We start from the raw sequence: 25,522 nt of genomic DNA, 5'->3' as shown, positions 1-25,522 counted from the left end.
AGGATATCTTGTCGGCGAGTCAGTCCGCGCAAGCAAATATTGTCGCCGGCGCCGGCCTAATTGGGAAAAAACGGCTTGCCGCGAATCAGCCGGCGTGATCGTCGGCGATCGGCTTCTGATAGGTGAAACCCATGTCCCAGGGAAAATAGATCCAGGTGTCCTGGCTGACCTCGGTGACAAAAGTATCGACCAGCGGCCGGCCCTTGGGCTTGGCGTAGACGGTCGCAAAATGGGCCTTGGGCATCATTGCCCGCACGATGCCAGCGGTCTTGCCAGTGTCGGTCAGGTCGTCGATGATCAGCACGCCGGCGCCATCGTCGACCAGCAGGGCCGGCGTTATCTCCTTCAGCACCTGCAACTGTCCCTGGCTGGTGTAGTCGTGATAGGAAGCGACACAGACTGTCTCGATGATGCGAATGCCGAGTTCGCGCGAGATGATCGCCGCCGGGACCAGTCCGCCGCGCGTAATGCAGACGATAGCCTTCCACTGGCCTTTGCTGGTGCCGGCAAGCCGCCAGGCAAGCGCGCGGGCGTCGCGATGAAACTGGTCCCAGGAGACCGGGAAGGCTTTTTCGGGAAGGGACATTTTTCGCGCACTCCGCGGCACGCGACGGCCGCGTGCGAGAAAACAGGGGAATGCGGGCGGAATTAACTGGAAACCCTTGGGTTTGGCAAGGGTGGGCGGTCGCGATCGCTGTGGACTTATCGCGACAGGAAAGCCGCTACCTGCGCCGTGCGCAGCACCGTGCGTGTCACCCCGCCGAACAGAAGCTGGCGCAGCCAGGAGTGGCTGTAGGCGCCAAGCACCAGGAGATCGGCACCGGTCTCCGCGATCCTGTTCTGGATCATGTCGTCGACCGAACTGCCGCCCGACTTCTGCACCGAGACGCTGACGGTGGCGCCGTGGCGTGACAGGGCCGACGCGATTTCGGCGCCCGCGGCCTCCGGGCTTTCCTCAAGCGTATCGGGCGGGTCGATGACCAGTATGTCGGTTTTCTCGGCCTCGATGATGAAGGGCAAGGCATCGAAGGCGGCGCGGGCGGCCTCCTTGCTGCCGTTCCAGGCGAGCAGCACGTGTTTGAAGGTGGTGACGAGAGGACCAGCGTGCGGCACCACCAGCACCGGCCGGCCGGCATCGTAGACCAGCGTATCGACGTCCGCGCTCGGATCGCCGCCGGTCTCGCGTTGGGCGGCGATGATGAGATCGGCGGCGCGCACGCTTGAAATGCCGGTCAGCGCACTATCGCCAGAGAAGCTCTCCAGGCTGCGCCATTCGAAGGAGAGGCCGGAATCCTCGATACGCCCGAGGAAGACGGCCTGGAGCTTGCCGGCCCGCTCCCGATTCATGTCCGCGGAAACCTGCAGGAACTCCGTATCGGGAAAGCCCGTCGCCGACGTGTAGGGCACCGGGAGCGCCTCGGCATGGATGCCGACCAGATGGCTCTCGAAACGGCTGGCAAGCGGAATGGCGCAGTCGAGCACCCGCTCGGCGTCCTGTTCATTCTGCAGAATGGCAACGATGGTCTTGAAACGCATGATGATCCCTCAAACTTGCGAGCGACCGGCCTCGCGGCAAGGAAACGTTACAGCGCCGTTCATGGTTCCGGCCCGGCTGGATCAGCTCGCCTTGCCGGCGAAGCCAGCCACCATGGCCTCGACGTCGGCGCGCGCGGATTCAAGCGCATCCGCGCTGCGGGCACGAACCACCAGTTCAGTCCAGAACTTGCCGTCGCCATATTTGGGATAGGAGCCGATGATCGTATCCCGATGCGCTTTCTGGATCTCGCCCAATGGCCCGCCGACAAGGCCCTCGCCGAAAGGGCAGTGCACCGTGGCCGACAGCATTTTGGTGCCGGCTCTCAGCGTCGGGACGACATTGTCGAGCATGGCCTGGAAGATCGAGGGCACGCCGGCCATGACATGGACGTTGCCGATGCGGAAACCGGGCGCCACCGACACCGGGTTGTCGATATGGTCGGCGCCGCGCGGCATTCGCGCCATGCGCTTGCGGGCCTCCGTGTATTCGATGCCGCGCGAGGCATAGCTCCCTTCCAGCAGGGCATAGGCCTTGGCGTCGTATTCGCAAGGCACGCCGAACGCCTTGGCGATCGAATCGGCCGTGATGTCGTCATGCGTCGGACCGATGCCGCCGGTTGTGAACACATAGGTATAGCGGGCGCGCACGGCGTTCACCGCCGCGACGATCTCGTCTTCCTCGTCGGGCACGATGCGCACCTCTTTCAAGTCGATGCCGATCGCCGTCATGATATCGGCGAGGTGGCCGATGTTCTTGTCCTTGGTGCGACCGGACAGAATCTCATCGCCGATGACAAGCATGGCGGCAGTGACGATTTCAGGCATGGAAGGCTCCGGCAGACGCGCCGTCTGAATAGCGCGGCGGACGGGCGGCGGCAATGCCGCCCAAATGGCGAACGACCCGGCATACACCGATATCACCTGGATTGCGGTGGTTGGCTTGGCTGGCCTGGGCGGGAACAAGCCTCTTTTGTTCTCGGACCCCGGGCGGTGATCAACGATCCCCTCGCCAAGTCGGTCCGTTTTGTCCATCCTTGCGGCGCCATCGCGGGCGGGTAGTGTGCGCGGCTCGGAACCGGGTGACGAATGCTGATGTCGATTCTGCTCTGGCTGCTTGGCGCGGCGTTTCTTGCGGCGATCCTCTTGCTTGCCGCTCTGCTGCTGGCCACGCTGTGGATCGCGGCGAAAGCGGAAAGATTGGTGCCGCCGGTCGGAAAATTCGTCGAGATCGACGGCAACCGCATCCACTATGTCGATGTCGGGAAGGGCCGGCCGATCGTCTTCGTGCATGGGCTTGGCGCCCACCTGCATCATTTCCGGCACACTGTGTTTGGCCGTTTCGGCCCTGGCTACCGGCTGATCGCGCTCGACCGTCCGGGCTCGGGCCATTCGACCCGGGCAAGCGGAGCGACGGGCCGGTTGCCCGAGCAGGCCGAGATCATCAGGCGCTTCATCGAAACGCTGGGGCTGGAAAGGCCGTTGGTGGTGGGCCATTCCCTGGGTGGCGCCGTCACGTTGACCCTGGCCGTCGAACATCCCAATGCAATTTCAGGCATCGCACTACTGGCGCCCTTGACGCATCTGGAGTCAAGGACGCGCCAAAGATTTGACCTGCTGTACATTCGTTCCCGCCTGTTGCGGTGGTTCATGGCCTATACCGTGGCGATCCCGGCAAGCCTTAGATATGCCCGGCCGACGATGGACTTCATTTTCGCGCCGCAAGCCGTCCCAGGCGACTATATGAGCGGGGGAGGCGGATGGCTCGGCTTGAGCCCGGCCACTACCATGCGACGTCGACCGATGTCGTGGCGGTCGAGGAGGATCTCGGCCACATCGAGCGCCGCTACGGCGAGATCGCCATGCCGGCCGGCATTCTCTTCGGCGGCGCCGATCGCGTCATCGGCATGGCTGTCCATGGCGAGCCGATGCGGGAAAAGGTCGAAGGACTGGATTTCGAACCCGTCGACGGTCTCGGCCACATGCCGCAATTCGTCGAGCCGGAACGGGTTGTTGCCTTCATCAAACGCATCGCGGGACGTGCTTTTTCAGATGCTGCATCACCAAGGGTTCACGACAATTTCAATGAACCATCCGGCTGATTGCCAGATTTACCCCGTGTCGCATCCCAAGGCGGCCAAGATACGGAGTAATTCAATGTACAGAAAACTTTTCGCAGCATCCGTCCTGACGATCGGTCTCGCCACATCGGCGATGGCCCAGTCGTCGGACGCTACCTATCCCAACCATCACAATTGGTGGCTGTTCGGCAATGAGGATTCCTCTGCCGTCGACCAGAGCACCACCGGCAGTATCAACGCCAATGGTTCCGGCTTGAATACCCTTGGCAATCCTGGCCCGGCCGGACCTTGTGCCTCAAGCACTCCAGGCCCCGATGCCAATGCTCAGGGCAACGTCAACGATCAGTACTGCGGCAAATAGCCAACCGCGGGCTTGCCGCCCGCCGCCGGACGCCATCTCTCCTGGCGTCGGCGGCTGGCGCCTGGCTGGATATCAATCCGAGATTTCGGTCTGCGGCCGGTCGCGGCCGTCGGCAAGTTCCTCATGCCATTTGCCCTCGGCGTCCTCATACTGGATGCCATCGGTGGAACCCGCCACCTGTTGTTCGGCCGAAGCGATCTCGGCGGCGCGCAACGCATCCTGATGGGTGGGAAATGTCTCCGAGAAGGTCGCGCCGACCTTATAGGCCCAGCCACCGTCATGCTCGACGATCTTGTAAGTCAGCTTCGCCATCAAAACCTCCAGTTAAAGGTCCGCCTGCTCAATGCAACCGGTCGTCTGGCAGCCGGTCGTCGGGCACCAGCACTTCCGATTCCCTGGCGGCCTCGATCAGTGCCCGGCGGGCTTCCGCCGTCGAACGATATCCTTCCAGCACTTTGAGGCAAGTGTCGAGGGCATCTCTATGACGAGGTCCGCGATTGAGCGGCCACACAGTCATCAGGCACTCCGCCGCCTCCTGGGTCGAGCGGATATGGCGATATTTGCCGACATGGCCAAGCTCGACCACGACGGGCGTCTCAAAAGGCTTGTTGTCCATCATGGCCGCAACGCAAAGCAGCCAATTTGGTTGCAAAAATGGCCTTCGGCCTGCGCCCAAAGGTCGCGTCGAGTCCGCGACGCGCTTTGGATCTGGGTATAATGCAAGTGTTGCCCCGGACCGGATCAGCCCCGGGGCATGCCTCTGGGTGCCATGCATTGGTGTCTCAGTAGCCGCAGTCGTTGCGCAGCCAGCGCGCGTTCGCCCAGCCTGTCCGGCCGCCGATTTCGACCTGATACCAGTTGCCGCGCCGGTCGAAGATCTCCGTATGATCGCCGTTGAACAGCTGGCCGATCATCCGCGAGGACGAGTTTGGCCGTGTGCGCACGGCCAGAAAGCCGCTGCCGGTCGCCAGATTGTAGCGGCCGGAGAGGCCGTGCACCGTACCCTCGCAATATTGCGCGACGGTCGGCGTCGAAGCGCCGAGCCAAAATCCGGCGACGGCCATAAGTGCTGCAGCCGGCAAGAATGCCCTGAACGACATGATTACCTCCCAAGCCCGGCCGCACCCGCCGCAGCCTGACCCAGCGTAACATTTTGCGGCCAGAATTGAAGCAGGCCGTTGGCGAACCGTCCGGGACCACAAGCGGCAGCACGCCGGTATCGGGAGAATGGGGATCAGCCCGCCGCCTTCATCCAATGTTGCATCGTCGTCACCGAGCGGGCGAGCTGCGGCGCCGGATGGATCTTTTCCCTGAAGGTGGCGGCCGCACGCCATCCCCAGCGCGGATCCGCGAGGAAGGCGCGTGCCAGCGCCACAATATCGGCGCGGCCTTCGGCTATGACAGCCTCGGCCTGTTTCGGGTCATCGATCAGTCCGACCGCACGGGTCGGAATGCCGGCGCCCTTGCGCACGGCTTCCGCCAGATGCACCTGATAGCCCGGCCCGGTGGGCAATTTCTGCAACGGCGAATTGCCGCCGCTCGAGCAGCAGAGATAGGCGATGCCTTCGGCCTTCAGCGCTTTCGCCACCTCGATCGCGTCCTCGACGTCAAAGCCGCCATCGACCCAGTCCTTCACCGACAGCCGTGCGCCGAGCATCAGCTTTGGCACCGCTTTCTTCACCGCCCTGGCGATCTCGACGACAAGACGCATCCGGTTTTGCAGCGAGCCGCCCCAGCGATCCGTGCGCTGGTTGGACAGCGGCGACAGGAACTGGAAGATCAGATAGCCATGCGCCGCATGCAGTTCGATGAAGTCGAAGCCGGCACGTTCGGCCCGCCTGGCGGCTTCCGCGAACCGTTCGATGAGCTGCAGGATTTCCTCGTCCTCCAGCGCGTGCGGCACGTTCCAGCCGGTATCGTAGGCTATGGCCGAGGCCGAGACGGTCTGCCAGGGATCCTCGTTTGGCTGCAATGGGCCGCCGCCTTCCCAGGGCTTGCGGTTCGAGGCCTTGCGGCCGGCATGCGCCAGCTGCGTGCCGAACTTGGTGCCGGGTGCGGCTACGCGCCGGGCCGCGTCCAACGCTCGGCGCGCGGCTGCTTCATTGTCTTCGGAATAGAGACCGAGGCAGCCATGGCTGATGCGTCCGCGCCGCTCGACATCGGTCATCTCCACCGTGACCATGCCGGCGCCTGACATGGCCAGGTTCATCCAGTGGTAGAGATGCCAGTCGCTGGCCGAGCCGTCCTCGGCGGAATACTGGCACATCGGCGCCACGGCGATGCGATTGGGGAAGGTGAGCCCATCGAGCGTGATTGGCTGGAAAAGCGATGTCGTCATGAAAAAACTCCGGGAAGGGGATGCGCTATCTAGGCAATGGCATCGTTCCATACCACAGACGAGACGGTGAAGCGTGCTGGACCAATCACTGGCCCGGTTGCGCCCGTACCGGTTCACGGCTACGCCTGCGTCCGCCGGCAAGCATTGAGGTGTCAGATGGAAGACCGCATTCGTATCCGCTCGGAAGAGGTTCTCTCCGACGACTGGGCGGTCCTGAAGAAGACCGTGCTCGACTATCGCCGGCGTGACGGGCAGTGGGAGACGCAGGTCCGCCAGACTTATGATCGCGGCGACGGGGCGGTGATCCTGCCCTACGACCCCAGCGTTCGACCGTGCTTCTGGTGCGCCAGTTCCGCTACCCCGCCTATGTCACCGGCCATCGCGAGCCGCTGATCGAGGCCTGTGCCGGGCTGCTGGACGAAAACGATCCGGAGACGGCCATTCGCAAGGAAGCCGAGGAAGAACTGGGTTACCGGTTGAACAAGATCGAGCGGCTGTTTTCGCCCTATATGAGCCCGGGCAGCGTCACCGAGCGGCTCTGGTTCTTCGTCGCCCGCTATTCGCCTGCCGACCGCATTTCGGCCGGCGGCGGCGCGCCGGAAGAAGGCGAGGACATCGAGGTCCTGGAAATGCCGCTCGACGAAGCGCTGGCCGGCATCGCCGACGGCCGCATCGTCGATGCCAAGACCATCATCCTGATCCAGCATCTGAAGCTGAACCCGATCTCTGCTTGATCAGAGAACGAGGGATACCAATTCAGCCTGCATGATCCAACAATCGGGTTGGGGCTGCGTCACGATGATGTTCGGAATTAACGCGATCTATGCCTTCGACGGTGATGGCGAACGTGCCGTTTTCCGTTCTGGCTATCCAGCCCTTCGCTTTTAGGTACCAGAGATGAAACTCGAGGTGCTCGCGCGGACAGCCTGACATTCGTTCGAGTTCATCGTCGCCAATGCCAGGATTATTGACGTCCTGTCGGCGTTTTACATAAAGCAGTGACAGCACTTTGGCTTGAAAGACGGAATCTCGATCGAGGTTCTTCGTGTTGTTCGCCTGATCGGTCAGCTCGGCCCGGAGGTCCAAATGGGCCTTGTACTGAATATCGTATTGCGCACGCTTGACCGGATCCTTCAGCGTGTTGTGGGCCTCGAGAATATCGCTGAAGCGCGACTCATCACCCGTGACCTGATTGTCGGGATGGTAGCGCATGGCAAAATGACGAAAAATGCGTTCTATTGTTTCCGAATTGGCATTCGGGCTGATTTCCAGCATTTCGTAGAAGTCGACGAACATACCAGGCTTTCCCTTACTGCGTCTTTTCGGCTCTCCCGCCGCAGGTTCGGGGCAAGCCCGACGACGATTATAGAGTCGAATATTTCACGATTTGCTAATGTAAAGAACGTACAAAGGACAAGAACGGAACTTAAGCAAAAACGTAAGACCTTTGCGTCCCGCACCGCAGACTTTAGTCTGATAGCGTTTTGCTCGTTAGAGGCAGCTTACCATGACCGACAAACCTTCTGAACCGCCGATTGAGCGTCGAAGTCACTTGAGAGAAGTGGTTTTGAAGGATGCGTTCATAATCACGCAGGATGGCGAAATAGGCTGCGCCGTCAGAAATCAGCATGAGCACGGCGCCGAGTTGCGTGTTGCCGCGGGCGTTGAAGTGCCAGCTACCTTCAGGCTGCGCGTGCCGTTGGACGGTGCGACTTATCGGGCGGAAGTGCGGTGGAGAAAAGGCGAGCGACTGGGCATCCAAATCCACGGCAATTTCTCGCTGAAGGTTAGATGATAGGGGAGCCTGCCTGATATTCAGCGGCGCGCCTGCCAAGGGAGCGCAGTTCGATATTCAATGTGGTGCGGACGACGGGAATCGAACCCGTACGATCAGAGATCGAGGGATTTTAAGTCCCTTGCGTCTACCAATTCCGCCACGTCCGCAGGCCAGCCCTTTTCAGATGCCAGACACAGCCCGTCAAGTCGTGTTCTGCGGAGCCCGAACGCGCAACCCAGAGGAGGGCGCGCAACGATACTGGCGCGATCACGGAATTATCCGCGCCGCGGGCATCGGTAAATATCTGCGCGGCGGACTTGATCCGCCATGGCCGGCGCCTCTCAGGCCCAACCCATTCCCCCGCCCACTGGGGACGCCGGCCGCCCCCCACTTCCGGCAAGATTGGTCTGCGCGCTTCTTGTTGAGCAACGCCAGTGGCGACGCCCAGAACTTGTCAGTCGGCGCGTAATCGACGCCGACACGGCGGTCCGGCCGACGGTGCTGCGTGTGTCTGAGAAGGCAGTGCCCGCGGCTTGCGACGTCTCGATGCCGGCGAGGACGCCGCCGCCTATGCCGTAGACCAGCACACGATCAATCGCCAGCGACATTTCCGGGCCGGTCGGGTTCCGCCGTGCCATCGATCGAGGAATAGGTCGGCTTCGGCGCCGATCCGGCAATCTTCGCGCAAATCCCCGCTTGCTCGCTGGCCAAAACGCCGTCGGCTTGGCACAGTCGGGCAAACAGGAGTCTTTGATGGCCAGGAAGCCGCCCGCCCGTGCGACGAAACCCAAACCGTGGACCGACATGGCGACCGATCTGGTCGATGTCGCGATGGGCCGCAAACCCGCCGATCTCGTGATCCGCAACGGGCGCTGGGTGAACGTCCATTCGGGCGAGATCATCGCCGGCACCGACATCGCCATATCAGGCGGCCGCTTCGCCTATTGCGGGCCGAATGCCAGCCACACGATCGGGCAGGGCACCAAGGTGGTCGACGCAGGCGGACGCTATCTCGTGCCCGGCCTTTGCGACGCGCACATGCATGTCGAGAGCGGCATGGTGACGGTCACCGAATTCTGCCGCGCGGTCATCCCGCACGGCACCACCTCGATGTTCATCGATCCGCACGAGATCGCCAATGTGCTGGGCCTGCCGGGCGTGCGGCTAATGCATGACGAGGCGGTGGCCATGCCCGTCAACGTGCATGTGCAGATGCCGTCCTGTGTGCCCTCGGCGCCCGGGCTCGAACATGCCGGCGCCGAGCTGACGGTCGCCGATGTCGCTGAAGCGATGACCTGGGAAAACATCATCGGACTTGGCGAGGTGATGAATTTCCCTGGCGTCGCCGCCAACGATCCGGTGATGTCGGGCGAGATCGCCGCGACGGTCAAGGCTGGCAAGACGGTCGGCGGCCACTACGCCTCGCGCGATCTTGGTCTGCCGTTCCACGGCTATGTCGCCGGCGGACCCGAGGACGACCACGAGGGCACGCGCGCCGAGGACGCCATCGCCCGCGTGCGCCAGGGCATGAAGGCGATGCTCAGGCTGGGCTCGGCCTGGTACGATGTTGCCTCGCAGATCAAGGCGGTGACGGAGAGCGGCATCGATCCGCGCAATTTCATCCTGTGCACCGACGATAGCCATTCCGGCACGCTGGTGCATGAGGGGCACATGGACCGGGTGGTGCGCCACGCCATCCAACAGGGGCTGAAGCCGGTGACCGCGATCCAGATGGCAACGCTCAACACCGCCCTTCATTTCAAGCTGGAACGTGAGATCGGTTCGATCGCGCCGGGGCGGTTGGCCGACCTGCTGATCGTCTCCGATCTCGCCGCAATGATCATCGACGAGGTCTATGCGCGCGGCGTCAGGCTGGCCAAGGGCGGCAAGCTCGACATCGACATTCCGGCCTATGATTATCCGAAGACGGCGAAGAACACCGTCAAGTTGGGCAAGAAACTGAAGGCCGGCGATTTCGATGTCGCGGCACCCAAGGGCGCCAACGAAGTGCGGGTGCGGGTGATCGGCGTCATCGAGAACCAGGCACCCACGCGCGCGCTGGAGGCCGATCTGCCAGTCGAGGAAGGGCTGGTCGCCATGGATCGCCGCAACGACATATGCCAGATCGCGCTGGTCGAGCGGCACAGGGGCACGGGTGGCGTCACCAATGCCTTCGTCTCCGGTTTCGGTTACATGGCCGACTGCGCCATGGCCTCCAGCGTCGCCCATGACGCCCATCACATCATCTGCGTTGGCACCAACAAGCAGGACATGGCGCTGGCCGTGAACCGGCTGGGGGAAGTCGGCGGCGGCGTCGTGCTGTTCTCCAGGGGCAAGGAGCTCGCGCTGGTCGAAATGCCGATCGCCGGGCTGATGTCGGACGAGCGCGCCGAGATCGTCGCCGCCAAGGCTGAGAAACTGACCGAGGCGATGCGCAAGGTGGGCTGTTCCCTCAACAACGCTTACATGCAGCACTCGCTGCTGGCGTTGGTGGTCATTCCCGAGCTCAGGATTTCCGACGTCGGGCTGATCGACGTAACGACGTTCCAGAAAGTCGATCTGTTCGTCTGAGGCCAGCCGTCCGTTCTTGGCTGCCTACCCGCCGGTGGCGATGGTCAGTACCTTGAACGGCGTCGTGATGATGACTTCGGCGGCGGAGCCGACGACCTTTCCCAGGCCCTGACCGATATTGGTGAGCTGTGCCGGGTCCTCGTCCGCGGCCAGGCCGGCCGGGGTGCGCAGCCGATTCCCGAGCAATTGCACTAGGAACGGGTTGTCGGCGAATTTGGCGTGGTTGAGGCCGCCGTCGCCGCCCTTCGTCTTGGTCAGGTCGACAACGGCCACGCCATAGGAGGCGAGATCGGCGGCGTTGCCATAGTCGCCGACACGCGGTTTGTCGCCAGAGATAAACGAAGACAATTTGAGAGCCCGGTCGTCGCCTGAAAGCAGCACGGCGAACGGCTTGTCGGGTTTGCCATAACGGATCATCTGCTTCTTGAACACGTCGACGTCGATGTCCGGTGAGGCAAGGATGACATAACCCAGCTTGCCGCCGAGATCGCGGTCGCCGGTGATGGCGAGTTGGCGCAGCGCCTCCATCGTCAACCAGGTTCCCATCGAATGGGCGATGATGTCGATGCTCTTGACCCGCGTCTTGGCGATCATCCTGAGCGTTGCCTCGAGATCGTCACGGGCGGCGGTGGAACTGTCCTTGTCGTAGATATAGCCCGTCGCCCTGGCGCTCGACGCCCATGAGAACAGCACCGGGGTGCCGGGGTACTTTGTGTCGTGGGCGATCTGCGTCAGCCGGTAAACGCCGTCGTCGAAGCCGTTGTTGAAGCCGTGCACGAAGACCAGCGCGCGGTCGCCGCGCATGGTGATGTCGGCGCCGAACGCCTTGGCGAATTGCGGCGCGCCTTCATAGTAGGTGACATCCTTGGCGGTGAAATCCTTGGCCGGATTGCTGTTGGCGGTCCCCTTGGCCCGCTCGATGTTGCCGACTTGATGGCTCTTCGGAACCGTGACATCGACCCGCGCGAAACTGGTGGTCAACGAACGGTCGCCGTCGAAGACCTGCCGCGGGTCTTTCACCGCCTTCTGGCGCGTCGTCGCAACAAAAATCTCATGCGTGGCCGCGATATCCGAAGCAGGTGCGGCGACAGTAGTCTTGTTGAGGAGGTCGTGCGTCGGGCCGGCGCAGCCGGCGACAGCGAGCGCAAATGCGACGAGTAAACTCTTCAAGCGCAAGGCCACGCGTCGGCTCCCGCATAGGGGACGTCAAACGCATGACGTCGCTCGATACTCCGATAAGGCCAGAGACGGGCGCGGTCCAGTTCAAAGTGGGCCAATAGTCCGGCGATGGTGAACAGGCTTGGCGAAAACCGTTCCGCCCCATCTACTGTCCAAGCAGGCTGATGCGATCGGTCACGTCCCGGTCGCTGGCGAACCCATCGTCCTCGCGCAGCCGTTGGCCGATCATCTTCACCAGTGCCGGATTGTCGGCGAATTTCGTGTGGTTGAAGCTGTCGCTGCCTTTGACCTTCGAGAGATCCACGACCGTCACGCCGTAGGAAGCAAGATCCGCGGCATCCTTGTAATCGCCGACGCGTGGCCGCGAACCGGCGATCAGGCCTGACAACCTCAGCGCGCGGTCGTCGTCCGACAACAGCAGGATGAACGGCTTGTCGGGCTTTCCGTAGCGGCGCATCTGGCTCTTGAACACATCGACATCGATGTCGGGAGAGGCCAGCACCACGTCACCAAGCTTGCCGCCAAGATCGCGGTCGCCGCTGATAGCCATCTGGCGCAGCGTTTCCATTGTCACCCAGGTCCCCATCGAATGGGCGACAATGTCGATGCGCCGCGCACCGGACTGCTGCAGCATTCGCAACGTCACTTCGAGCTGGTCGCGGGCGGCGCTGGCGCTTTCCTTGTCATAGACATAGTCGGTTGTCTTGGCGCCCGAGGCCCAGGAGAACAGCACCGGTGTCCCGGGATAGCCGGAATCATGCACGATCTGGGTCAAGCGGTAGACGGCGTCGTCGAAGCCGGTGTTGTAGCCATGGACGAAGACCATCACCCGGCCGCCCCGCGCCGCGATGTCGGTGTTGAGCGCGCTGGAGAATTTCGGTTGGGTATCGTAGCCGATGACCTCGGAAGCCATGAAATATTTGGCCGGATCATCCGACTTGCCGCGTGAGCGACGCTCGATCTGGCCGGTCGTGTGGACCCCCGGAACGGTGACGTTGACGCGGGCGTAGTTCAGCGTGGCAGAGCGTTCGCCGTCGAAAACCTTGTTGGGATCGTCGGACTTCTTGCGCGTCGTGGCGATGAAGATCGAGTGGTTGCCCGCGATTTCCGTCACCGGCACGGACATGACCGCGCTGCCGAGCAGTTCCTCGGTTTTGCGGCCTCCGCAGCCTGCCACCAGCAAGGCGAGCGCTAGAATGCAAATCGTCTTCAATTGCACGTCAAAAATTCCGATCGAGCCCAAAAAAGGGCCGTCCACCCTCCGCGATATCTCCCCAGCAGGCGAAGTGCGGCGGAAGTAAGTCATGTCCAGCCAAAATGCGGTCGGCGCCTCGTGACGGTCATCGCAGTGTTGCGCGAAAGCCAAAGCGGCAGGAAGGCCGCAACGTGGCGGAAGGCAGAGACCTGCATCCCGGCCGCATGTCGACTTCGGGCGTCCAACCATGGCCCGGCCAGGCTCGATGCAAAAGCATGAACAAACATTCGCAAGTGCTTGCAAGCATTTCGGGAAGGCACCGTTGCAGGCGGGCTCGACCGGGCAATGGTCTTGCGGTGCCGGATGTGTAATAGGGTTCCGGATGTGTAATAGGGTTATTGTCTAACTCGCCTGCGGGCGATCCGGGATGATCTTGCCATGACCAGCTTTTCCTCGCGCGTCGCCACCGCCGCCTCCGCGATCCGCCAGATCTTCCCGCAGACACCGCTGCAGGAAAATGACTATCTGTCGAAAAAGACAGGCGCGCGGGTGCTGTTGAAGCGCGAGGATTTGAGTCCCGTGCGGTCCTATAAGATCCGTGGCGCGTTCAACTTCTTCCGCAAGGCGCTTGGCGAAGGCAACCAGGCCGAACTGTTTGTCTGTGCATCCGCCGGCAACCATGCGCAGGGCTTTGCCTTCGTCTGCCGCCATTTCGGCAAGAAGGGGTGGTGTTCATGCCGGTGACGACCCCGCAGCAGAAGATTGACAAGACCAGGCTGTTTGGCGGCGACTTCGTCGAGATCAGGCTGGTCGGCGATTTTTTCGACGACTGCTACCGCGCCGCCTTCGAATTCACCGAAAGCTCCGGTGCCCATATGGTGCCGCCCTTCGACCACAAGGACATCATCGAGGGCCAAGCGACGGTCGCCTACGAGATCGCGGACCAGATGCCGGGCGGGCGCATGCCCGACATCGTCATGCTGCCTGTGGGTGGCGGCGGTCTGGCTGCGGGGGTGACGCACTATTTTGCCGACCAGGGGCGTGAGGCGCGTTTCGTCTTCTGCGAGCCGGCCGGTGCACCGAGCCTGCGCGAGAGCCTTGCGGCCGGAAAACGGCTGAAGCTCGCCAAGGTCGACAACTTCGTCGACGGCGCGGCGGTCGCCGAGATCGGCCGCGAACCTTTGCGCTATCTCAAGGAGTTTGCCGCCGACAGCGTGCGGCTGATCCCGGAAAACCGGCTCTGTGCGACCATGATCGAGATGCTCAACGTCGAAGGCGTTGTCCTGGAACCCGCCGGCGCGTTGGCGATCGATGCGCTGAAGGACTTTTCGAGGAAGGAAATCAGGGGCAAGACCATTGTCGCGGTGGTGTCAGGCGGCAATTTCGATTTCGAGCGGTTGCCGGATGTCAAGGAACGGGCGCTGCGCTTCGAAGGCCTGAAGAAATACTTCATCATCCGCTTCCCGCAGCGGCCGGGCGCGTTGCGCGACTTCCTCGAAATGCTGGGTCCGGATGACGACATTGCGCGCTTCGAATATCTGAAGAAGTCGGCGCGCAACTTCGGCTCGGTTCTGATCGGCATCGAAACCAAGGATCGCCGCAATTTCGATCTGCTCAGGGCGAATTTCGAGGCTGAGGGCGTCCAATATCAGGACATCACCGACAACGAAACACTGGCGGGTTTCATCATATGAGCGGAAAGATCTTCATCGCCCTGTTTTCCGGCATCAATGTCGGCGGCAACCGCATCGTCAAGATGGCGGAGTTGCGGTCGTTCTTCGAGGATCTCGGCTTTTCCGCCGTCTCGACCTATGTGCAGAGCGGCAATGCCGTATTCCGGGCCGATAAGGGCGACGCGGCCGCGCTGACCAAGCGAATCGAGGCGGCTTTCGAGGCAAAATGGGGTTTCCATTCGCGCATCATGGTGCGCGATTTCGAATGGTTCGAACGGCTGGTGCGCGAAAACCCCTATCCGGAATCGGCCGCCGACCACACGAAGCTCCACGCCTACGCGCTGGAGCGTGAGCCGACCGCCGATGAGGTGGCGCGGCTGGCCGAAAAATGTACCGGGCCCGAGCGCTTCGAGGTCAAGGGCGACGTGCTATATCTCAGCGCGCCGGACGGGCTTGGCAAATCGGTGTTCGCCAGCCTCATTCCACGCACGTTGAAAGTGCCGGGGACGGCCCGTAATTGGCGCTCGGTGCTGGCGCTGCTGGAGATGGCGCGCAAGTCCGATAGCGATTGAGCCATGCGTCTCGCCGGAAATGCGCGGCGGCGACACGCGTGAACGAACTACGCCGCCTCGGCGCGTTTCCAGTCGAAGGCCAGTTCTTCGCGGAACGCAAAGCGCTTGATGTGGTCGGCAACGACGCTTTCGAGCCGCTCGATCGAAGCGGCTTCGTCGGTCGATACCGTGATGTGCAGCGCTGCCCCGTCGGCGTCCATGATCGTGCGGCCGAGTGAAAGGTCGATGACGCCGTGGTTGGGGTCGAACTCGACGGGAAACTTGTGCGCCCAATGTTTGCACAACTGCTGCAGATAGCGGCTCGCGTGCGCCGTGGCGACATTGGCATGGCTGGTCGGCATGAAGGGGGTTCTCCGAAGCTCAATCTCGTGACGTGGCGCCGCTTTTTGCGGCAGGCGCCATAGCCGGATAGATAGGCACAGCCACGCGAAACACCATGGGAGTGGCCGCCGGCCACTCGAAAAGGTGATCGATTACCAGCTTCCGGTGTTCGCCATCGACGCCCACGGTTCCGCCTTGGCCTTGGCGGGGCCTTTCTGCAGAAGCTCGATGGAGATGCCGTCCGGCGACCTGATAAAGGCCATGTTGCCGTCGCGCGGCGGCCGGTTAATGGTGACGCCATTGTCCATCAGTCGCTGGCAGGTCGCGTAGATGTCGTCTACCTCGTAGGCGAGGTGGCCGAAATTGCGCCCGCCCTTGTAGTCTTCCGGATCCCAGTTGTAGGTAAGTTCGACCAGCGGCGCCTTGTCGGCGATGCCGCTCTGCTCGTCCTCGGATGCCGCCAGGAAGATCAGCGTGAAGCGGCCCTGCTCGTTTTCATAGCGGCGAACTTCCTTCAGCCCGAGCTTGTTGCAGTAGAAATCGAGCGAGGCATCGACATCGGCGACGCGGACCATGGTGTGCAGATAACGCATGTGTTTTCCTCGATCTGTTGGGTCGCGCGCAACATAGGGTCGGCCCGGTCAAAGGGCAATCGTCCGGCGTCAGGCGGCGCCGGCAAAGAACAAATCCGGTATTCCCGCAATGAACCGTGAAAAAAGGCACGTCAGGTCTTGCACACACCGGAAGCCACGGTGTTAATCTGGTGTCAAGAATCAGTTGCGGTGTTCTTGAATAAAGGGGGCATTCTTATGGGGGAAAAGGCCTCTTTGACGGGGCGGGCCAATACCCTTGGCGACGCCTTGACGCGCGACGAAGGTGGCGACGCCGCCGACTTGGCCGAAATCGCCGGCGCCATCAAGTGGTTCGATGTGGCCAAGGGCTATGGCTTCATCCTTCCCGATGACGGTGTTTCGGGCGATATCCTCCTCCATGTGACATGTCTTCGACGGGATGGTTTCCAGACAGCCTTGGAAGGCGCACGCGTGGTCTGCCTTGTGAAGCAGGGCGAGCGCGGGCTGCAGGCCTTCCGCGTGCTTTCCATGGATGTCACCACCGCCGTCCATCCCGCGGAAATGCAGGAACAGCGCACCCATGTCTCGGTGACGCCGGAGAGCGGGCTCGAACGTGCTTTGGTCAAATGGTTCAACCGCACCAAAGGGTTTGGCTTCCTGACGCGCGGCGAGGGGACCGAGGACATTTTCGTCCATATGGAGACCTTGCGGCGCTACGGCATCACCGAGCTTCGGCCGGGGCAGGTCGTACTTGTCCGTTTCGGCCGCGGTGACAAAGGCCTTATGGCCGCCGAAATTCACCCCGATATGGGCACCTTGCCGGTCTCGCACTAGGGCGATCCGGCCGAGGATTTCATATGATACACAGGAACGGGTTGACGGCGGGCGTGATGTGCGCCGTGGCTGCCGTCATAGTCGCCGCCGCCTCATTCTTCTATTTCCAGGTACCCAGCGCGGCCGATGGCCGGGCGATGATCCTTCCGGTCGATCCGGCGCCGCTGGTCGCTGTGACCAAGAATGGCAAACGCTCCTTCTCGATCGAAGTCGCCGATACCGAGGCCGAGCGGGAAGCCGGCCTGATGTTTCGCGAGGACATGGCCGCCAATCATGGCATGCTGTTCGTTTTCGACGAGACGCGCGACGTCAGTTTCTGGATGAAGAACACGCCGATGCCGCTCGATCTGATCTTCGTCGGCCAGGACGGCAGGATCCGCGCGATCAAGCAGGGCGAGCCGCAATCCGAGGCGATCGTCTCGCCGGGCGAGCCGGTCCGCTTCGTGCTTGAGCTCAAGGCCGGCACGGCCGCCAGGGACGGCATCGCGGACGGCGATCTGCTGCGCCATCCAGCAATCGGCACGGCATCGGGTCCTGGCATGCCGCCCGCGGACAAGGGCGATTCTCCGAACGTCGATTCCGACTGAGGCGGGGATCACCTCCCATGCAGTTTTTTTCCCATGACGGGTTCGATCTTGCCTTTCTCGACCGCCAGCCGGCCTCGGGCGCGGGCGATCCCGTGCTGATGATCCACGGGTTCGCCTCGAGCCATTATGTCAACTGGGTATCTCCCGGCTGGTTCAAGACACTCAACGAAGCCGGCTATCGCGCCATCGCCTTCGACAATCGCGGCCACGGCGCGTCATCCAAGAGTTACGACGAGGCCGATTATACGCCAGCGAAAATGGCTTCGGACGCCGCCGCCCTGCTCGATCATCTCGGCATCGAGCGGGCCCATGTCATGGGCTATTCGATGGGCGCGCGCATCGCGGCCTTCCTGGCGCTGTCCGATCCGGACAAGGTGGCGACGCTGGTCTTTGGCGGCCTCGGCATCGGGATGATCGATGGGGTCGGCGATTGGGATCCGATCGCCGCCGCCCTTCTTGCCGAGGATCCGGCCGCGACCACCCATCCGCGTGGCCGCGCTTTTCGCGCCTTCGCCGACCAGACCCGCAGCGATCGCCGCGCGCTTGCCGCCTGCATCGCCAAGTCGCGCGAATTGCTCACTGAAGAGGACATTGCCCGCATCGCCCAACCGACGCTGATCGCGGTCGGTACCACTGACGACATCGGCGGCTCGCCGGACGAGCTTGGGGCGCTGATGCCCAATGCCAGGGCCCTCCACATCGAGGGCCGCGACCATATGCTGGCCGTCGGGGACAAGACCTTCAAGCAAAGGGTGCTGGAGTTCTACGCCGAAAATCCGCTTTGAGGCGCCGGTTTCTTGGGACGAGCGCCTCGGATTCCGAAACTAAGCTACGTCAAGGCTTGCAACGACCGCGCCATGTTCAGCCTTGCCCGCGGCTCGAAGCGCTGGCGAAATTCCTGCGTGTGGAAGATATGCGGTCGGGCAAGGAAGGTCTTCAGCACCCCGCCGCGGCCAGCACGCCACATCGGCTCTTCAACCCAGCCATATTCACGGCGAACCGAGCGTTCATAGGCATCGAACGCAACCGTGTCGGCGCCCAGGATCGACAGGTCCATGTCGAGGAATAGGCTGGCGTCGCGGGTCGCCGCCGCGTTGTCGAACAGTGGCAACTGGTGCGTGGCGGTGGCGAGGATCATCGCGCTGATGCGCTTGAGGCGGACGGCATCGGTGCGGCCGGCGAGCTTTTGCTCGGCAAGGGCGGCACTTTGCGCTTCATTGTCCTTGGCCCTGCTGTCGTAGATGGCGTCGTGGAACCAGATCGCCGCTTCGACGGCTTCGGGGTCGTCCAGAAGCGGTTGATAGTCGCCAGCCAGCGTTAGCATCGCTTCGATATGCGCGAGGTTGTGGTAATGGCGGCCGGCGGCCTGGTAGAGGACAGAAAGCTCGGTTTTCAGGGCGTCGTCGATCAAGGGTTCGTTTTCCATGGCTGCTTGAATTCCTACGAACCAAATCCATTTGACACAGCACTAAGGAAATTTGAGTTCAATCGTGCTATGATCTGGCTTATATGTGCGGCCGGACAGGCAGGCAGACTAGCAGGACGCAGGATGAGACGTCGATGAACAGCATCAGCATTTCCCGCCACAGTGCGTTGCAGCCGGTCGATCCGATCTGGCGTTCGATCCGCGACGAAGCGATGGAAGCGGTCAACCGCGACCCGCTGCTGGCGGCGTTCCTCTATTCGACGATCCTCAACCAGGAGAGCCTGGAAGAGGCGGTCATTCACAGGATCGCGGAGCGGCTGGCGCACCAGGATATCGGCTCCGATCTCATCCGCCAGACCTTCAAGTCGATGCTCGCCGACGACAAGGACTGGCCAACCACGGTGCGCGTCGACATCCAGGCCTATTATGACCGCGACCCGGCTTGCGACCGGTTCATCATGCCGGTGCTCTACTTCAAGGGCTTTCACGCCATCCAGACCCATCGGTTGGCGCATTGGCTGTGGAACCACGGCCGCAAGGATTTCGCGCTCTACCTGCAGAGCCGTTCGTCCGCTGTCTTCCAGACCGATATCAATCCGGCCGCGCGCATCGGCAAGGGCATCTTCATCGATCACGCCACCGGCCTCGTCGTCGGCGAGACGGCGGTCATCGAGGACGACGTGTCGATCCTGCATGGCGTGACGCTGGGCGGCACCGGCAAGGCCGGCGGCAACCGCCATCCCAAGATCCGCTACGGCGTGCTGATTGGCGCCGGCGCCAAGATTCTCGGTAACATCGAAATCGGCCATTGCTCCAAGATTGCCGCCGGATCGGTGGTGCTGTCGCCTGTGCCGCACAACAAGACGGTCGCCGGCGTGCCGGCCCGCGTGGTTGGTGAGACCGGCTGCGACCAGCCTTCGCGCCAGATGGACCAGCTTCTGCCGTCGCAGAAGATGGATCACGTGATCAGTTTCGATATCTGATTTGCTGGCAGTGCCCGCATGATTGCGATTTGCCCGGCGGCACTGCCGCTTCCGGTGCAATAAGACCGGCTTGCCTTTACATCGCCATTGTCGACGTGCCAGAAGCGCCGTTCAAACGAGCAAGCCCGATGATCGGAGAAGACTGTTGAAGCCGGACGAAATCAGAAAGCTGGACGCCTATTTCAAGCGCGTCTTCCAGAACCCCAAGCTTGAGGTCAAGGCACGGCCGCGCAAGGAAGATTCGGCCGAAGTCTATGTCGGCGACGAATTCCTCGGTATCGTCTTCAAGGACGAGGACGACGGCGACTATAATTTCTCGATGGCGATCCTGGACATCGACCTGGCCTGAGCCCGCAATGCCAGGGCACGCCGCGTCGAGCGCGGCCGGCCCTGCTTCCAGCCGGTCAATGTCCGGCCTTGAGGATGCGTCCTGCCTCGGCCGTGATCGCCGCGTCGAGCGTCTGCCAGTCGCCAAGGAATTCCCTTGGAAAGCGATAGGTAAGACTGAGATCATCCCCGACATGGATGTCCCGCTCGCAAGGAGCCAGCGAGTCGCCGGCGCTAGGACCGCTGAGGCAGCGGGCCACGAAGGGATCCCTGCCCGCGCGCTTGCCGACGACCAGCACCTCGTTCAGGTAGCCTGATTTTTCATTGAACCCGTAGACCGTCGTGCCGCCAGGCCCTGGAATGCCGGGCTGGACGATCAACGCACTGTAGATCGGACCGAACCGGCCACTCATGTCGCGCGACATCATCTGCTGCTCGAAGGACAGGAAGATGATGTTCCTGTTGGTTCCGGCGTGATTGAAATCATCGCGCGACGCCTCGCTGTAGCCGTCCATCTGGGGATAGCGCAGGTAAAGGTCGAGGCGCGAGGCGATGCCGTCGCGCCGGGCCGGCTCGAACCTGATGAAATTGGCCGGCACGGTGATGATGTTGTTGCCGATCACCACTTCGCGTACGGTCGCGTCGTCGGTATATCCCGCCATGGCAATGGAACGGCCGAACCATTTGCCGCCAAGGCTGATGGCCATCGATAGCAAGGCCAGAGCCGCGAACGCGTAGAACACCCGCTTCATCAGCATGGAATCGACGATGGTGAGTTCTGGGCCGTCGGCGATCGCTGCCTGCTTCATCTCGGTCCTCGTCCATCACCGTCCGGGTGCCCAGCGGCGGCACACATCGCACGGCACGGCTCTTGCAGTTTCCTGAAACGACTGTGCGATTTCATGGTAAATGGAGGGTTAATATGGCCCAGATGGAACTCTTGCTGTTCGCTTTTGTCGTCGGGCTGACCGTTTGTGGCCTGACGGGCTCGACAATGGAGTTGGTGTCGGGTCGCAAGGTCGCCTTCGCCGAGCCTTATGTGTCGCCCTCGCATGTGCTGCGCTCGCTGGCTGCCACCGCCGGCGCGGGGCCGTTCATGCTGGTCAACGAAGCCCTCGATGCGCGGCGCCAGGATCGCATTTCGACAGTGGCGCTCCTGTCATGCGGCTGCACCGCCATTGCCTGGTCGCTGGCGCTGGGCATCGTCGTGCTCGCCATTGCTTCATGGGCGGTCCGTCTCCTAGGGTTTCCAGCCTGAGACGATTCGGAGACCGACAATGCCGCTTTATGCGATCGATGGAACGGAGCCCAGCTTCGCCGACGCGGACTCGAACTGGATCGCGCCCGACGCCACGCTGATTGGCGACATCAGGATCGGCCGCAATGCCGGCTTCTGGTTCGGCGTCGTCATCAGGGGCGACAACGATCCCATCGTCATCGGCGCCGATACCAATGTGCAGGAGCATACTGTCATGCACACTGATCCCGGCTTTCCGCTCACCATCGGCGAAGGATGCACCATCGGCCACCGCGCCATGCTGCATGGCTGCACGATTGGTGACAACAGCCTGATCGGCATGGGCGCCATCGTGCTGAACGGCGCCAGGATCGGCAGGAATTCACTGGTCGGCGCCGGCGCGCTGGTCACCGAAGGCAAGGAATTTCCCGACAATTCGCTGATCGTCGGCTCGCCCGCCAAGGCGATCAGGGTGCTGGACGACGCGGCGGTCGCCAGGCTGCGCGCCTCGGCCGCGCACTACGTCGCCAATGGCAAACGCTTCAAGGCGGGATTGAAGAAGCTCTGAGCCTCTCAACGGGTGGCGATGCTTTCACATCGCGCTAGTGCCCACCCCGCTTCCGTATCGTTGCCGTCGACGGCAGCTTCGTAAAGCACATCGATGCCGATGCGGAGCTGATAGCAAAGCAGTCGTTGCTGGTGGTAAAGCCGGTCCCGTTGGTGCGTTTCGAAAAAGCGCGCCTGCTGTTCCATGCAGTCGAGCCATGGCCGCCAGAACAGGATGTTGGCGACATCGTAGAGCGGGTCGCCGAACAGGGCTTCAGACCAGTCGATCACCCCGGTGATGCGGCCGTCGTCGGCGAGAACATTGTTCGAACCGAAGTCGCCATGCACCAGTTTGCGGATTTCAGGGCAGAGCACGGCCAAAGCGCGTATCCGCCCAAGAATGGCGCGGATGCGCGCCATGTCGGCACGCGTGACTGCCTTGGCCCAGTCACGGCAATCGTCGTCGCCGGAAAGCAGGAAATCGCGCCAGCTGCGAAAGCTGCCGGAACCGGATGCATCGAAAGGTCCAAAGCCTTTGGTTCCGGCCGTGTCGGCCCCTGCCATCGTGTCCAGGATCTTCGATACTGGTTCGAGGACGGCAGGTAGATCGGCAGGAGCCATATCCTCCAGGGTGATGCCGGAAACCCTTCGTGAGACGCAGCACCAGATGTGGTCGGAAAAAGCCTCTATCGTCAGGATCTCAGGAACAGGCAGGTCAGCGCTCGCGAAGCGTTGGAACAGGAAACGGTCTTTTTCGAATCCGGCATCTGAGCGATTGATGCGGATGATGTAGGGATTGCCTTCGCTGGCGAAAGCAAAGGCCTGCGACTCCTCGCCTTCGGACGCTTGCTGAAAGTCGGAAATGCCGGCGAAGCGTTGTGCGAGGCGGTCCAGGATCTGTGAGGGGGCGACGGTCGGCTTGATCATGGCCGTACCTCTTAGCGGTCTTCGCTCATTTCCGGGACCGGTTTCTCACATCGCGTCAATGCCTCGCGCTCAACCATTGCTCATTGGTCCGTTAGGGCCGCGCTTGGCCATCGCATCGCGCAGCAATGAAGCCCCGGCTTCAAAGCCTGCACTGTCGGCTTCCTCAAGGGCCGTCGTGTAATGATCGATACGGGTTTCGAGCGTCGGGTCCGCGCCGGCGGTGAGAAGCAGGCGGATCGCCTCGACGCTGCGGACGGCCACCGCATAGTGAAGCGGCGTCCAGTCGTTCACGCCCCGCATGTCGGGGTCCGCGCCGCCGTCGAGCAGCACCTGCATGATGTCCGTCCTGTCGGCCCGCTCGGTGGACAACGCCGCGATCAGGGCCGGAAACCCGCCATGATCCCGGTAGTTCGGATCCGTGCCGGCATCGAGCAAAGTCGAGATGAAGCCGACCGGGCTCCAGTAGATCGCATACTCCAGCGGATGCCCGAGCCCCAGTTCGAATGGCATGCGCTCGTCGAACCAGCGGGGCGAGTTGCCCAAGGCCTTGCCAAGAGCATCGAAGTCACCGGCCTTGAAGGCATCGTCGATGGCCTTGAACAGCCGATGACGCTCGCATCGATCTTCCGGGATTTCCAACATCGCCGTGATCCAGGAAACGAAACCAACAGCCCGATTGTGCATCGATCTGATGCGCGTGGAAAGGCAAGGGTGGCGCGTTGCGCCACGTATCATCGGGTCAGGTTTAGCATCTTCCCAGCAGAAATGGCGGAGCCGGCCCGGGGACGGGGCCGGCTCCTTTGACCCGGTCGTTGGGGACGGGGAGGGTGGGGACTCGACCGGGTTTCTCGTTGGGCGCGTCGCATCAGGGCAGCGCGCCCGACCTCATTGGCGCCCTTAGCGGACGCTGGCGACCGCGTCGGAACGGCCGTCGTTGATCGTTACCCAAACGCCGGAATTTTCCGTCGATTGACGCTTGAGATATGTGTAGTCGGTGTCCGTCCAGGACAGCACCTTGGTTTCCAGATTGTCGAGGATGAATTCGCCGAGGCTGGTGCGCACGGTCAGCACCGCATGGCCGTCGCCGTTCGGCTGACGCGCAACCGTCATCAAAAGGTCGCCGGCCGGCACGCCCACATCGATCAACTCGTGGCGCTTTTCCAACGCGTAATCCTCGCAATCGCCATAGCCATTGTCCGGGTAGGCCCAGTATTCCTCGACACCGTAGTTTTCCATGTCGGTGCGCGGCTTGACGCGGGTGTTGACCGAATTGTTGATGCTGACGATCGACGCCCAGAGCTTGCGGGTCAGGTCGACCGGCTCTCCCTTTGGGGTCTTTTCGTTGCATTCGCCCGGGATGCGTTGGCAGAATTCATAGTGGCCAACAGGCTGCGTGGTGCGTCCGCCGGTGTGCATATAGGCCGGTCCCGCAGCATATGCTGATCCCCAGGCCGAAAGCTGCATCGCCATTGCCACCAGCAACAGCTTGCCCCTCGTTCTTTTCATTATTCAGTCTCCCCGTTCGAAGGAGACATTGCCACATGTGGATTTATTTGACGCAAAAGCACGAAGTAGATTTTAAGTAAAACGCCCGTAGAATAAACATAAAATTTGAATCATTTGAGTATTGAATTGTTCGGATTGCGGGATTGGTTTTCGGCGTATTCGGCCTCGCGCGGGCCATTTCTGACTATGGCGATCTGCCACCCGAGGACGCATCGATCGCCGCACTCCGGAATCAAAAAGCCGGCCGCGAGGGCCGGCTTGACGGGCGGGCTTTGCGGCCTGATCAGGCGCGCGGCGTGTTGAATTCCGAATCGAGCGTTTCGGGGCGCTGGATGACGGCGAATTCGATGGCGACGCCATCTTCGAAATGCCGGACGATCTGGCCGCGCATCGTGCCGAGCATGACCTGGACGCCGATCGCCGGTTTGACCTCGATCTCGATCGCGGCGCCGGACAAGGACAGATCGATGATCCGGCACTGATACTGACGGCCGTCGGTGAGCTGCAGCACGCTGGTCGGGTTGCGTGGCGAGACGCGCTCGTGGCGGCGGTCTTCCGGCAGATCGAGCTCGTGCTTGTTGGCGAGCCATGTCAATTGCGCCGCGAGCTTGTCCTTCTTGCGGTCGGACGCAATCACCGTCATTGCGAAGCCGTCCAGCAACGTGCGCGTCAAGACACCTTCGATGCGACCGATATGATCGATATAGGCAATGACTTTCTCGCCGGGCATGCCGATGCGGTCGGTGCGAAGCGCGACGTTGCCAGGCGACATGTCCACGACCTGGCATGGGTGCTCGGTGCGGTCCTCCAGCATGAATCGTCCGTAGATCTTGACCCGGACGCGCTGAAAGTTCCGCCTTTCAGCTTGGGACGGCGCATAGTCGACCGCCGCTGACCTCATGACTGCCTACACCCCGTTTGGCATCCCGCGCCTTAATGCGAGGGACTTCATCAGAGAAGTACAACAAAGCGGGTT

Annotated in this window: 30 protein-coding genes, 1 tRNA gene and 3 pseudogenes; 15 read left to right on the top strand and 19 right to left on the bottom strand. The window is 62.1% G+C overall.

The window, feature by feature from the left end; translation table 11 throughout:
- Positions 1–85: 85 nt before the first annotated feature.
- The 3 genes from gpt to EJ077_RS17670 all read right to left on the bottom strand — a co-directional run bounded on the left by gpt (position 86) and on the right by EJ077_RS17670 (position 2,361).
- Positions 86–586, bottom strand: coding sequence for a xanthine phosphoribosyltransferase (gene gpt / locus EJ077_RS17680; RefSeq protein WP_208695429.1), 501 nt, complete (start codon positions 584–586; stop codon positions 86–88).
- 116 nt (positions 587–702) lie between these two features.
- A complete protein-coding gene (locus EJ077_RS17675) occupies positions 703–1,536 on the bottom strand; it encodes a universal stress protein (protein ID WP_208695428.1) in 834 nt (277 codons plus the stop codon).
- A gap of 81 nt (positions 1,537–1,617) precedes the next feature.
- Entirely contained in the window at positions 1,618–2,361 is a 744-nt protein-coding gene (locus tag EJ077_RS17670) for a competence/damage-inducible protein A (protein WP_208695427.1), read from the bottom strand.
- A gap of 261 nt (positions 2,362–2,622) precedes the next feature.
- Here EJ077_RS17670 and EJ077_RS32165 point away from each other — a divergent pair.
- The 3 genes and pseudogenes from EJ077_RS32165 to EJ077_RS17660 all read left to right on the top strand — a co-directional run.
- Positions 2,623–3,279: pseudogene (locus EJ077_RS32165) on the top strand (alpha/beta fold hydrolase); the annotation flags it as partial.
- Positions 3,280–3,293: 14 nt separating this feature from the next.
- Complete coding sequence (locus EJ077_RS32160) at positions 3,294–3,635, top strand: alpha/beta fold hydrolase (protein WP_245458822.1); 342 nt, start codon at positions 3,294–3,296, stop codon at positions 3,633–3,635.
- A 55-nt stretch (positions 3,636–3,690) separates the two neighbouring features.
- Positions 3,691–3,975 carry a hypothetical protein gene (locus tag EJ077_RS17660; protein ID WP_208695426.1) on the top strand — a complete coding sequence of 95 codons (285 nt, stop codon included), beginning with the start codon at positions 3,691–3,693 and terminating at the stop codon, positions 3,973–3,975.
- Positions 3,976–4,047: 72 nt separating this feature from the next.
- Here EJ077_RS17660 and EJ077_RS17655 read toward each other — a convergent pair whose 3' ends face one another.
- From EJ077_RS17655 to EJ077_RS17640, 4 genes are all read right to left on the bottom strand, one after another.
- Positions 4,048–4,287: a DUF2188 domain-containing protein gene (locus EJ077_RS17655; RefSeq protein WP_015318080.1), complete on the bottom strand. Its 240-nt coding sequence runs from the start codon at positions 4,285–4,287 to the stop codon at positions 4,048–4,050.
- A 28-nt stretch (positions 4,288–4,315) separates the two neighbouring features.
- Positions 4,316–4,594: a DUF982 domain-containing protein gene (locus EJ077_RS17650; RefSeq protein ID WP_032916788.1), complete on the bottom strand. Its 279-nt coding sequence runs from the start codon at positions 4,592–4,594 to the stop codon at positions 4,316–4,318.
- 163 nt (positions 4,595–4,757) lie between these two features.
- A complete protein-coding gene (locus EJ077_RS17645) occupies positions 4,758–5,075 on the bottom strand; it encodes an SH3 domain-containing protein (protein ID WP_208695425.1) in 318 nt (105 codons plus the stop codon).
- A gap of 134 nt (positions 5,076–5,209) precedes the next feature.
- Positions 5,210–6,313, bottom strand: coding sequence for an NADH:flavin oxidoreductase/NADH oxidase (locus tag EJ077_RS17640; protein WP_208695424.1), 1,104 nt, complete (start codon positions 6,311–6,313; stop codon positions 5,210–5,212).
- A gap of 156 nt (positions 6,314–6,469) precedes the next feature.
- Between EJ077_RS17640 and EJ077_RS17635 the strand changes: the two are divergent.
- Positions 6,470–7,047: pseudogene (locus EJ077_RS17635) on the top strand (NUDIX domain-containing protein).
- Positions 7,048–7,069: 22 nt separating this feature from the next.
- On the opposite strand, the gene EJ077_RS17630 reads toward EJ077_RS17635, so the two are convergent.
- On the bottom strand, positions 7,070–7,609 hold the full coding sequence (locus EJ077_RS17630; RefSeq protein ID WP_208695423.1) for a J domain-containing protein: 540 nt from the start codon (positions 7,607–7,609) through the stop codon (positions 7,070–7,072).
- A gap of 211 nt (positions 7,610–7,820) precedes the next feature.
- On the opposite strand from EJ077_RS17630, the gene EJ077_RS17625 reads away from it, so the two are divergent.
- Positions 7,821–8,108 (top strand): PilZ domain-containing protein, encoded by a 288-nt coding sequence (locus tag EJ077_RS17625; protein ID WP_208695422.1) that lies wholly within the window; start codon positions 7,821–7,823, stop codon positions 8,106–8,108.
- A 63-nt stretch (positions 8,109–8,171) separates the two neighbouring features.
- On the opposite strand, the gene EJ077_RS17620 is transcribed toward EJ077_RS17625, so the two are convergent.
- A tRNA-Leu gene (locus tag EJ077_RS17620) sits at positions 8,172–8,257 on the bottom strand.
- A gap of 586 nt (positions 8,258–8,843) precedes the next feature.
- Here EJ077_RS17620 and ade point away from each other — a divergent pair.
- Positions 8,844–10,661, top strand: a complete 1,818-nt coding sequence (ade, locus tag EJ077_RS17615; protein ID WP_208695421.1) for an adenine deaminase — start codon at positions 8,844–8,846, stop codon at positions 10,659–10,661.
- Positions 10,662–10,685: 24 nt separating this feature from the next.
- Here ade and EJ077_RS17610 read toward each other — a convergent pair whose 3' ends face one another.
- Positions 10,686–11,843 (bottom strand): alpha/beta hydrolase, encoded by a 1,158-nt coding sequence (locus EJ077_RS17610; RefSeq protein ID WP_208695420.1) that lies wholly within the window; start codon positions 11,841–11,843, stop codon positions 10,686–10,688.
- A 142-nt stretch (positions 11,844–11,985) separates the two neighbouring features.
- Positions 11,986–13,059, bottom strand: coding sequence for an alpha/beta hydrolase (locus EJ077_RS17605; RefSeq protein ID WP_208695419.1), 1,074 nt, complete (start codon positions 13,057–13,059; stop codon positions 11,986–11,988).
- Positions 13,060–13,473: 414 nt separating this feature from the next.
- Between EJ077_RS17605 and ilvA the strand changes: the two are divergent.
- Both ilvA and EJ077_RS17595 read left to right on the top strand, forming a co-directional pair.
- Positions 13,474–14,729, top strand: a pseudogene (ilvA, locus tag EJ077_RS17600) (threonine ammonia-lyase IlvA).
- On the top strand, positions 14,726–15,280 hold the full coding sequence (locus EJ077_RS17595) for a DUF1697 domain-containing protein (RefSeq protein ID WP_208695418.1): 555 nt from the start codon (positions 14,726–14,728) through the stop codon (positions 15,278–15,280). The pseudogene ilvA and the gene EJ077_RS17595 overlap by 4 nt, the downstream one beginning before the upstream one ends.
- 47 nt (positions 15,281–15,327) lie before the next feature.
- Here the strand turns inward: EJ077_RS17595 and EJ077_RS17590 are convergent, their stop codons facing one another.
- Together EJ077_RS17590 and gloA are read right to left on the bottom strand one after the other, a co-directional pair.
- Positions 15,328–15,621 (bottom strand): DUF2218 domain-containing protein, encoded by a 294-nt coding sequence (locus tag EJ077_RS17590; RefSeq protein WP_135880248.1) that lies wholly within the window; start codon positions 15,619–15,621, stop codon positions 15,328–15,330.
- 132 nt (positions 15,622–15,753) lie between these two features.
- Complete coding sequence (gene gloA, locus EJ077_RS17585) at positions 15,754–16,194, bottom strand: lactoylglutathione lyase (RefSeq protein WP_127280045.1); 441 nt, start codon at positions 16,192–16,194, stop codon at positions 15,754–15,756.
- Positions 16,195–16,410: 216 nt separating this feature from the next.
- Between gloA and EJ077_RS17580 the strand changes: the two genes are divergently transcribed.
- The 3 genes from EJ077_RS17580 to EJ077_RS17570 are packed head-to-tail and all read left to right on the top strand — an operon-like array spanning position 16,411 to position 18,379.
- The gene (locus EJ077_RS17580; RefSeq protein WP_032935881.1) at positions 16,411–17,007 is read left to right on the top strand and encodes a cold-shock protein; all 597 of its coding nucleotides are present in this window, start codon (positions 16,411–16,413) and stop codon (positions 17,005–17,007) included.
- 23 nt (positions 17,008–17,030) lie between these two features.
- A complete protein-coding gene (locus tag EJ077_RS17575; protein WP_208695417.1) occupies positions 17,031–17,594 on the top strand; it encodes a DUF192 domain-containing protein in 564 nt (187 codons plus the stop codon).
- 17 nt (positions 17,595–17,611) lie between these two features.
- Entirely contained in the window at positions 17,612–18,379 is a 768-nt protein-coding gene (locus EJ077_RS17570) for an alpha/beta fold hydrolase (protein ID WP_208695416.1), read from the top strand.
- A 44-nt stretch (positions 18,380–18,423) separates the two neighbouring features.
- On the opposite strand, the gene EJ077_RS17565 is transcribed toward EJ077_RS17570, so the two are convergent.
- Entirely contained in the window at positions 18,424–19,020 is a 597-nt protein-coding gene (locus EJ077_RS17565; RefSeq protein WP_208695415.1) for a hypothetical protein, read from the bottom strand.
- Between the two features lie 134 nt (positions 19,021–19,154).
- Between EJ077_RS17565 and cysE the strand changes: the two genes are divergently transcribed.
- Together cysE and EJ077_RS17555 are read left to right on the top strand one after the other, a co-directional pair.
- Entirely contained in the window at positions 19,155–20,003 is an 849-nt protein-coding gene (cysE, locus tag EJ077_RS17560) for a serine O-acetyltransferase (RefSeq protein WP_208695414.1), read from the top strand.
- Between the two features lie 145 nt (positions 20,004–20,148).
- Positions 20,149–20,352, top strand: coding sequence for a DUF3126 family protein (locus EJ077_RS17555; RefSeq protein ID WP_006200852.1), 204 nt, complete (start codon positions 20,149–20,151; stop codon positions 20,350–20,352).
- Between the two features lie 55 nt (positions 20,353–20,407).
- On the opposite strand, the gene EJ077_RS17550 is transcribed toward EJ077_RS17555, so the two are convergent.
- On the bottom strand, positions 20,408–21,139 hold the full coding sequence (locus tag EJ077_RS17550; RefSeq protein ID WP_208695413.1) for a hypothetical protein: 732 nt from the start codon (positions 21,137–21,139) through the stop codon (positions 20,408–20,410).
- Positions 21,140–21,252: 113 nt separating this feature from the next.
- On the opposite strand from EJ077_RS17550, the gene EJ077_RS17545 reads away from it, so the two are divergent.
- Both EJ077_RS17545 and EJ077_RS17540 read left to right on the top strand, forming a co-directional pair.
- The gene (locus EJ077_RS17545) at positions 21,253–21,588 is read left to right on the top strand and encodes a DUF6949 family protein (protein ID WP_127280579.1); all 336 of its coding nucleotides are present in this window, start codon (positions 21,253–21,255) and stop codon (positions 21,586–21,588) included.
- Positions 21,589–21,607: 19 nt separating this feature from the next.
- A complete protein-coding gene (locus tag EJ077_RS17540; RefSeq protein ID WP_208695412.1) occupies positions 21,608–22,135 on the top strand; it encodes a gamma carbonic anhydrase family protein in 528 nt (175 codons plus the stop codon).
- A gap of 5 nt (positions 22,136–22,140) precedes the next feature.
- Here the strand turns inward: EJ077_RS17540 and EJ077_RS17535 are convergent, their stop codons facing one another.
- The 4 genes from EJ077_RS17535 to EJ077_RS17520 form a co-directional block, all read right to left on the bottom strand.
- Entirely contained in the window at positions 22,141–23,040 is a 900-nt protein-coding gene (locus EJ077_RS17535) for a phosphotransferase family protein (protein WP_208695411.1), read from the bottom strand.
- 69 nt (positions 23,041–23,109) lie between these two features.
- Positions 23,110–23,682: an ankyrin repeat domain-containing protein gene (locus tag EJ077_RS17530; protein WP_208695410.1), complete on the bottom strand. Its 573-nt coding sequence runs from the start codon at positions 23,680–23,682 to the stop codon at positions 23,110–23,112.
- 255 nt (positions 23,683–23,937) lie between these two features.
- A complete protein-coding gene (locus tag EJ077_RS17525; protein WP_208695409.1) occupies positions 23,938–24,546 on the bottom strand; it encodes a transglutaminase-like cysteine peptidase in 609 nt (202 codons plus the stop codon).
- A gap of 283 nt (positions 24,547–24,829) precedes the next feature.
- On the bottom strand, positions 24,830–25,447 hold the full coding sequence (locus tag EJ077_RS17520) for a PilZ domain-containing protein (RefSeq protein WP_208695408.1): 618 nt from the start codon (positions 25,445–25,447) through the stop codon (positions 24,830–24,832).
- Between the last annotated feature and the right edge of the window lie 75 nt (positions 25,448–25,522).

The organism is Mesorhizobium sp. M8A.F.Ca.ET.057.01.1.1 (assembly GCF_003952565.1).
Classification (GTDB): Bacteria; Pseudomonadota; Alphaproteobacteria; order Rhizobiales; family Rhizobiaceae; genus Mesorhizobium.
This window is presented reverse-complemented; position numbering and strand designations above follow the sequence as displayed.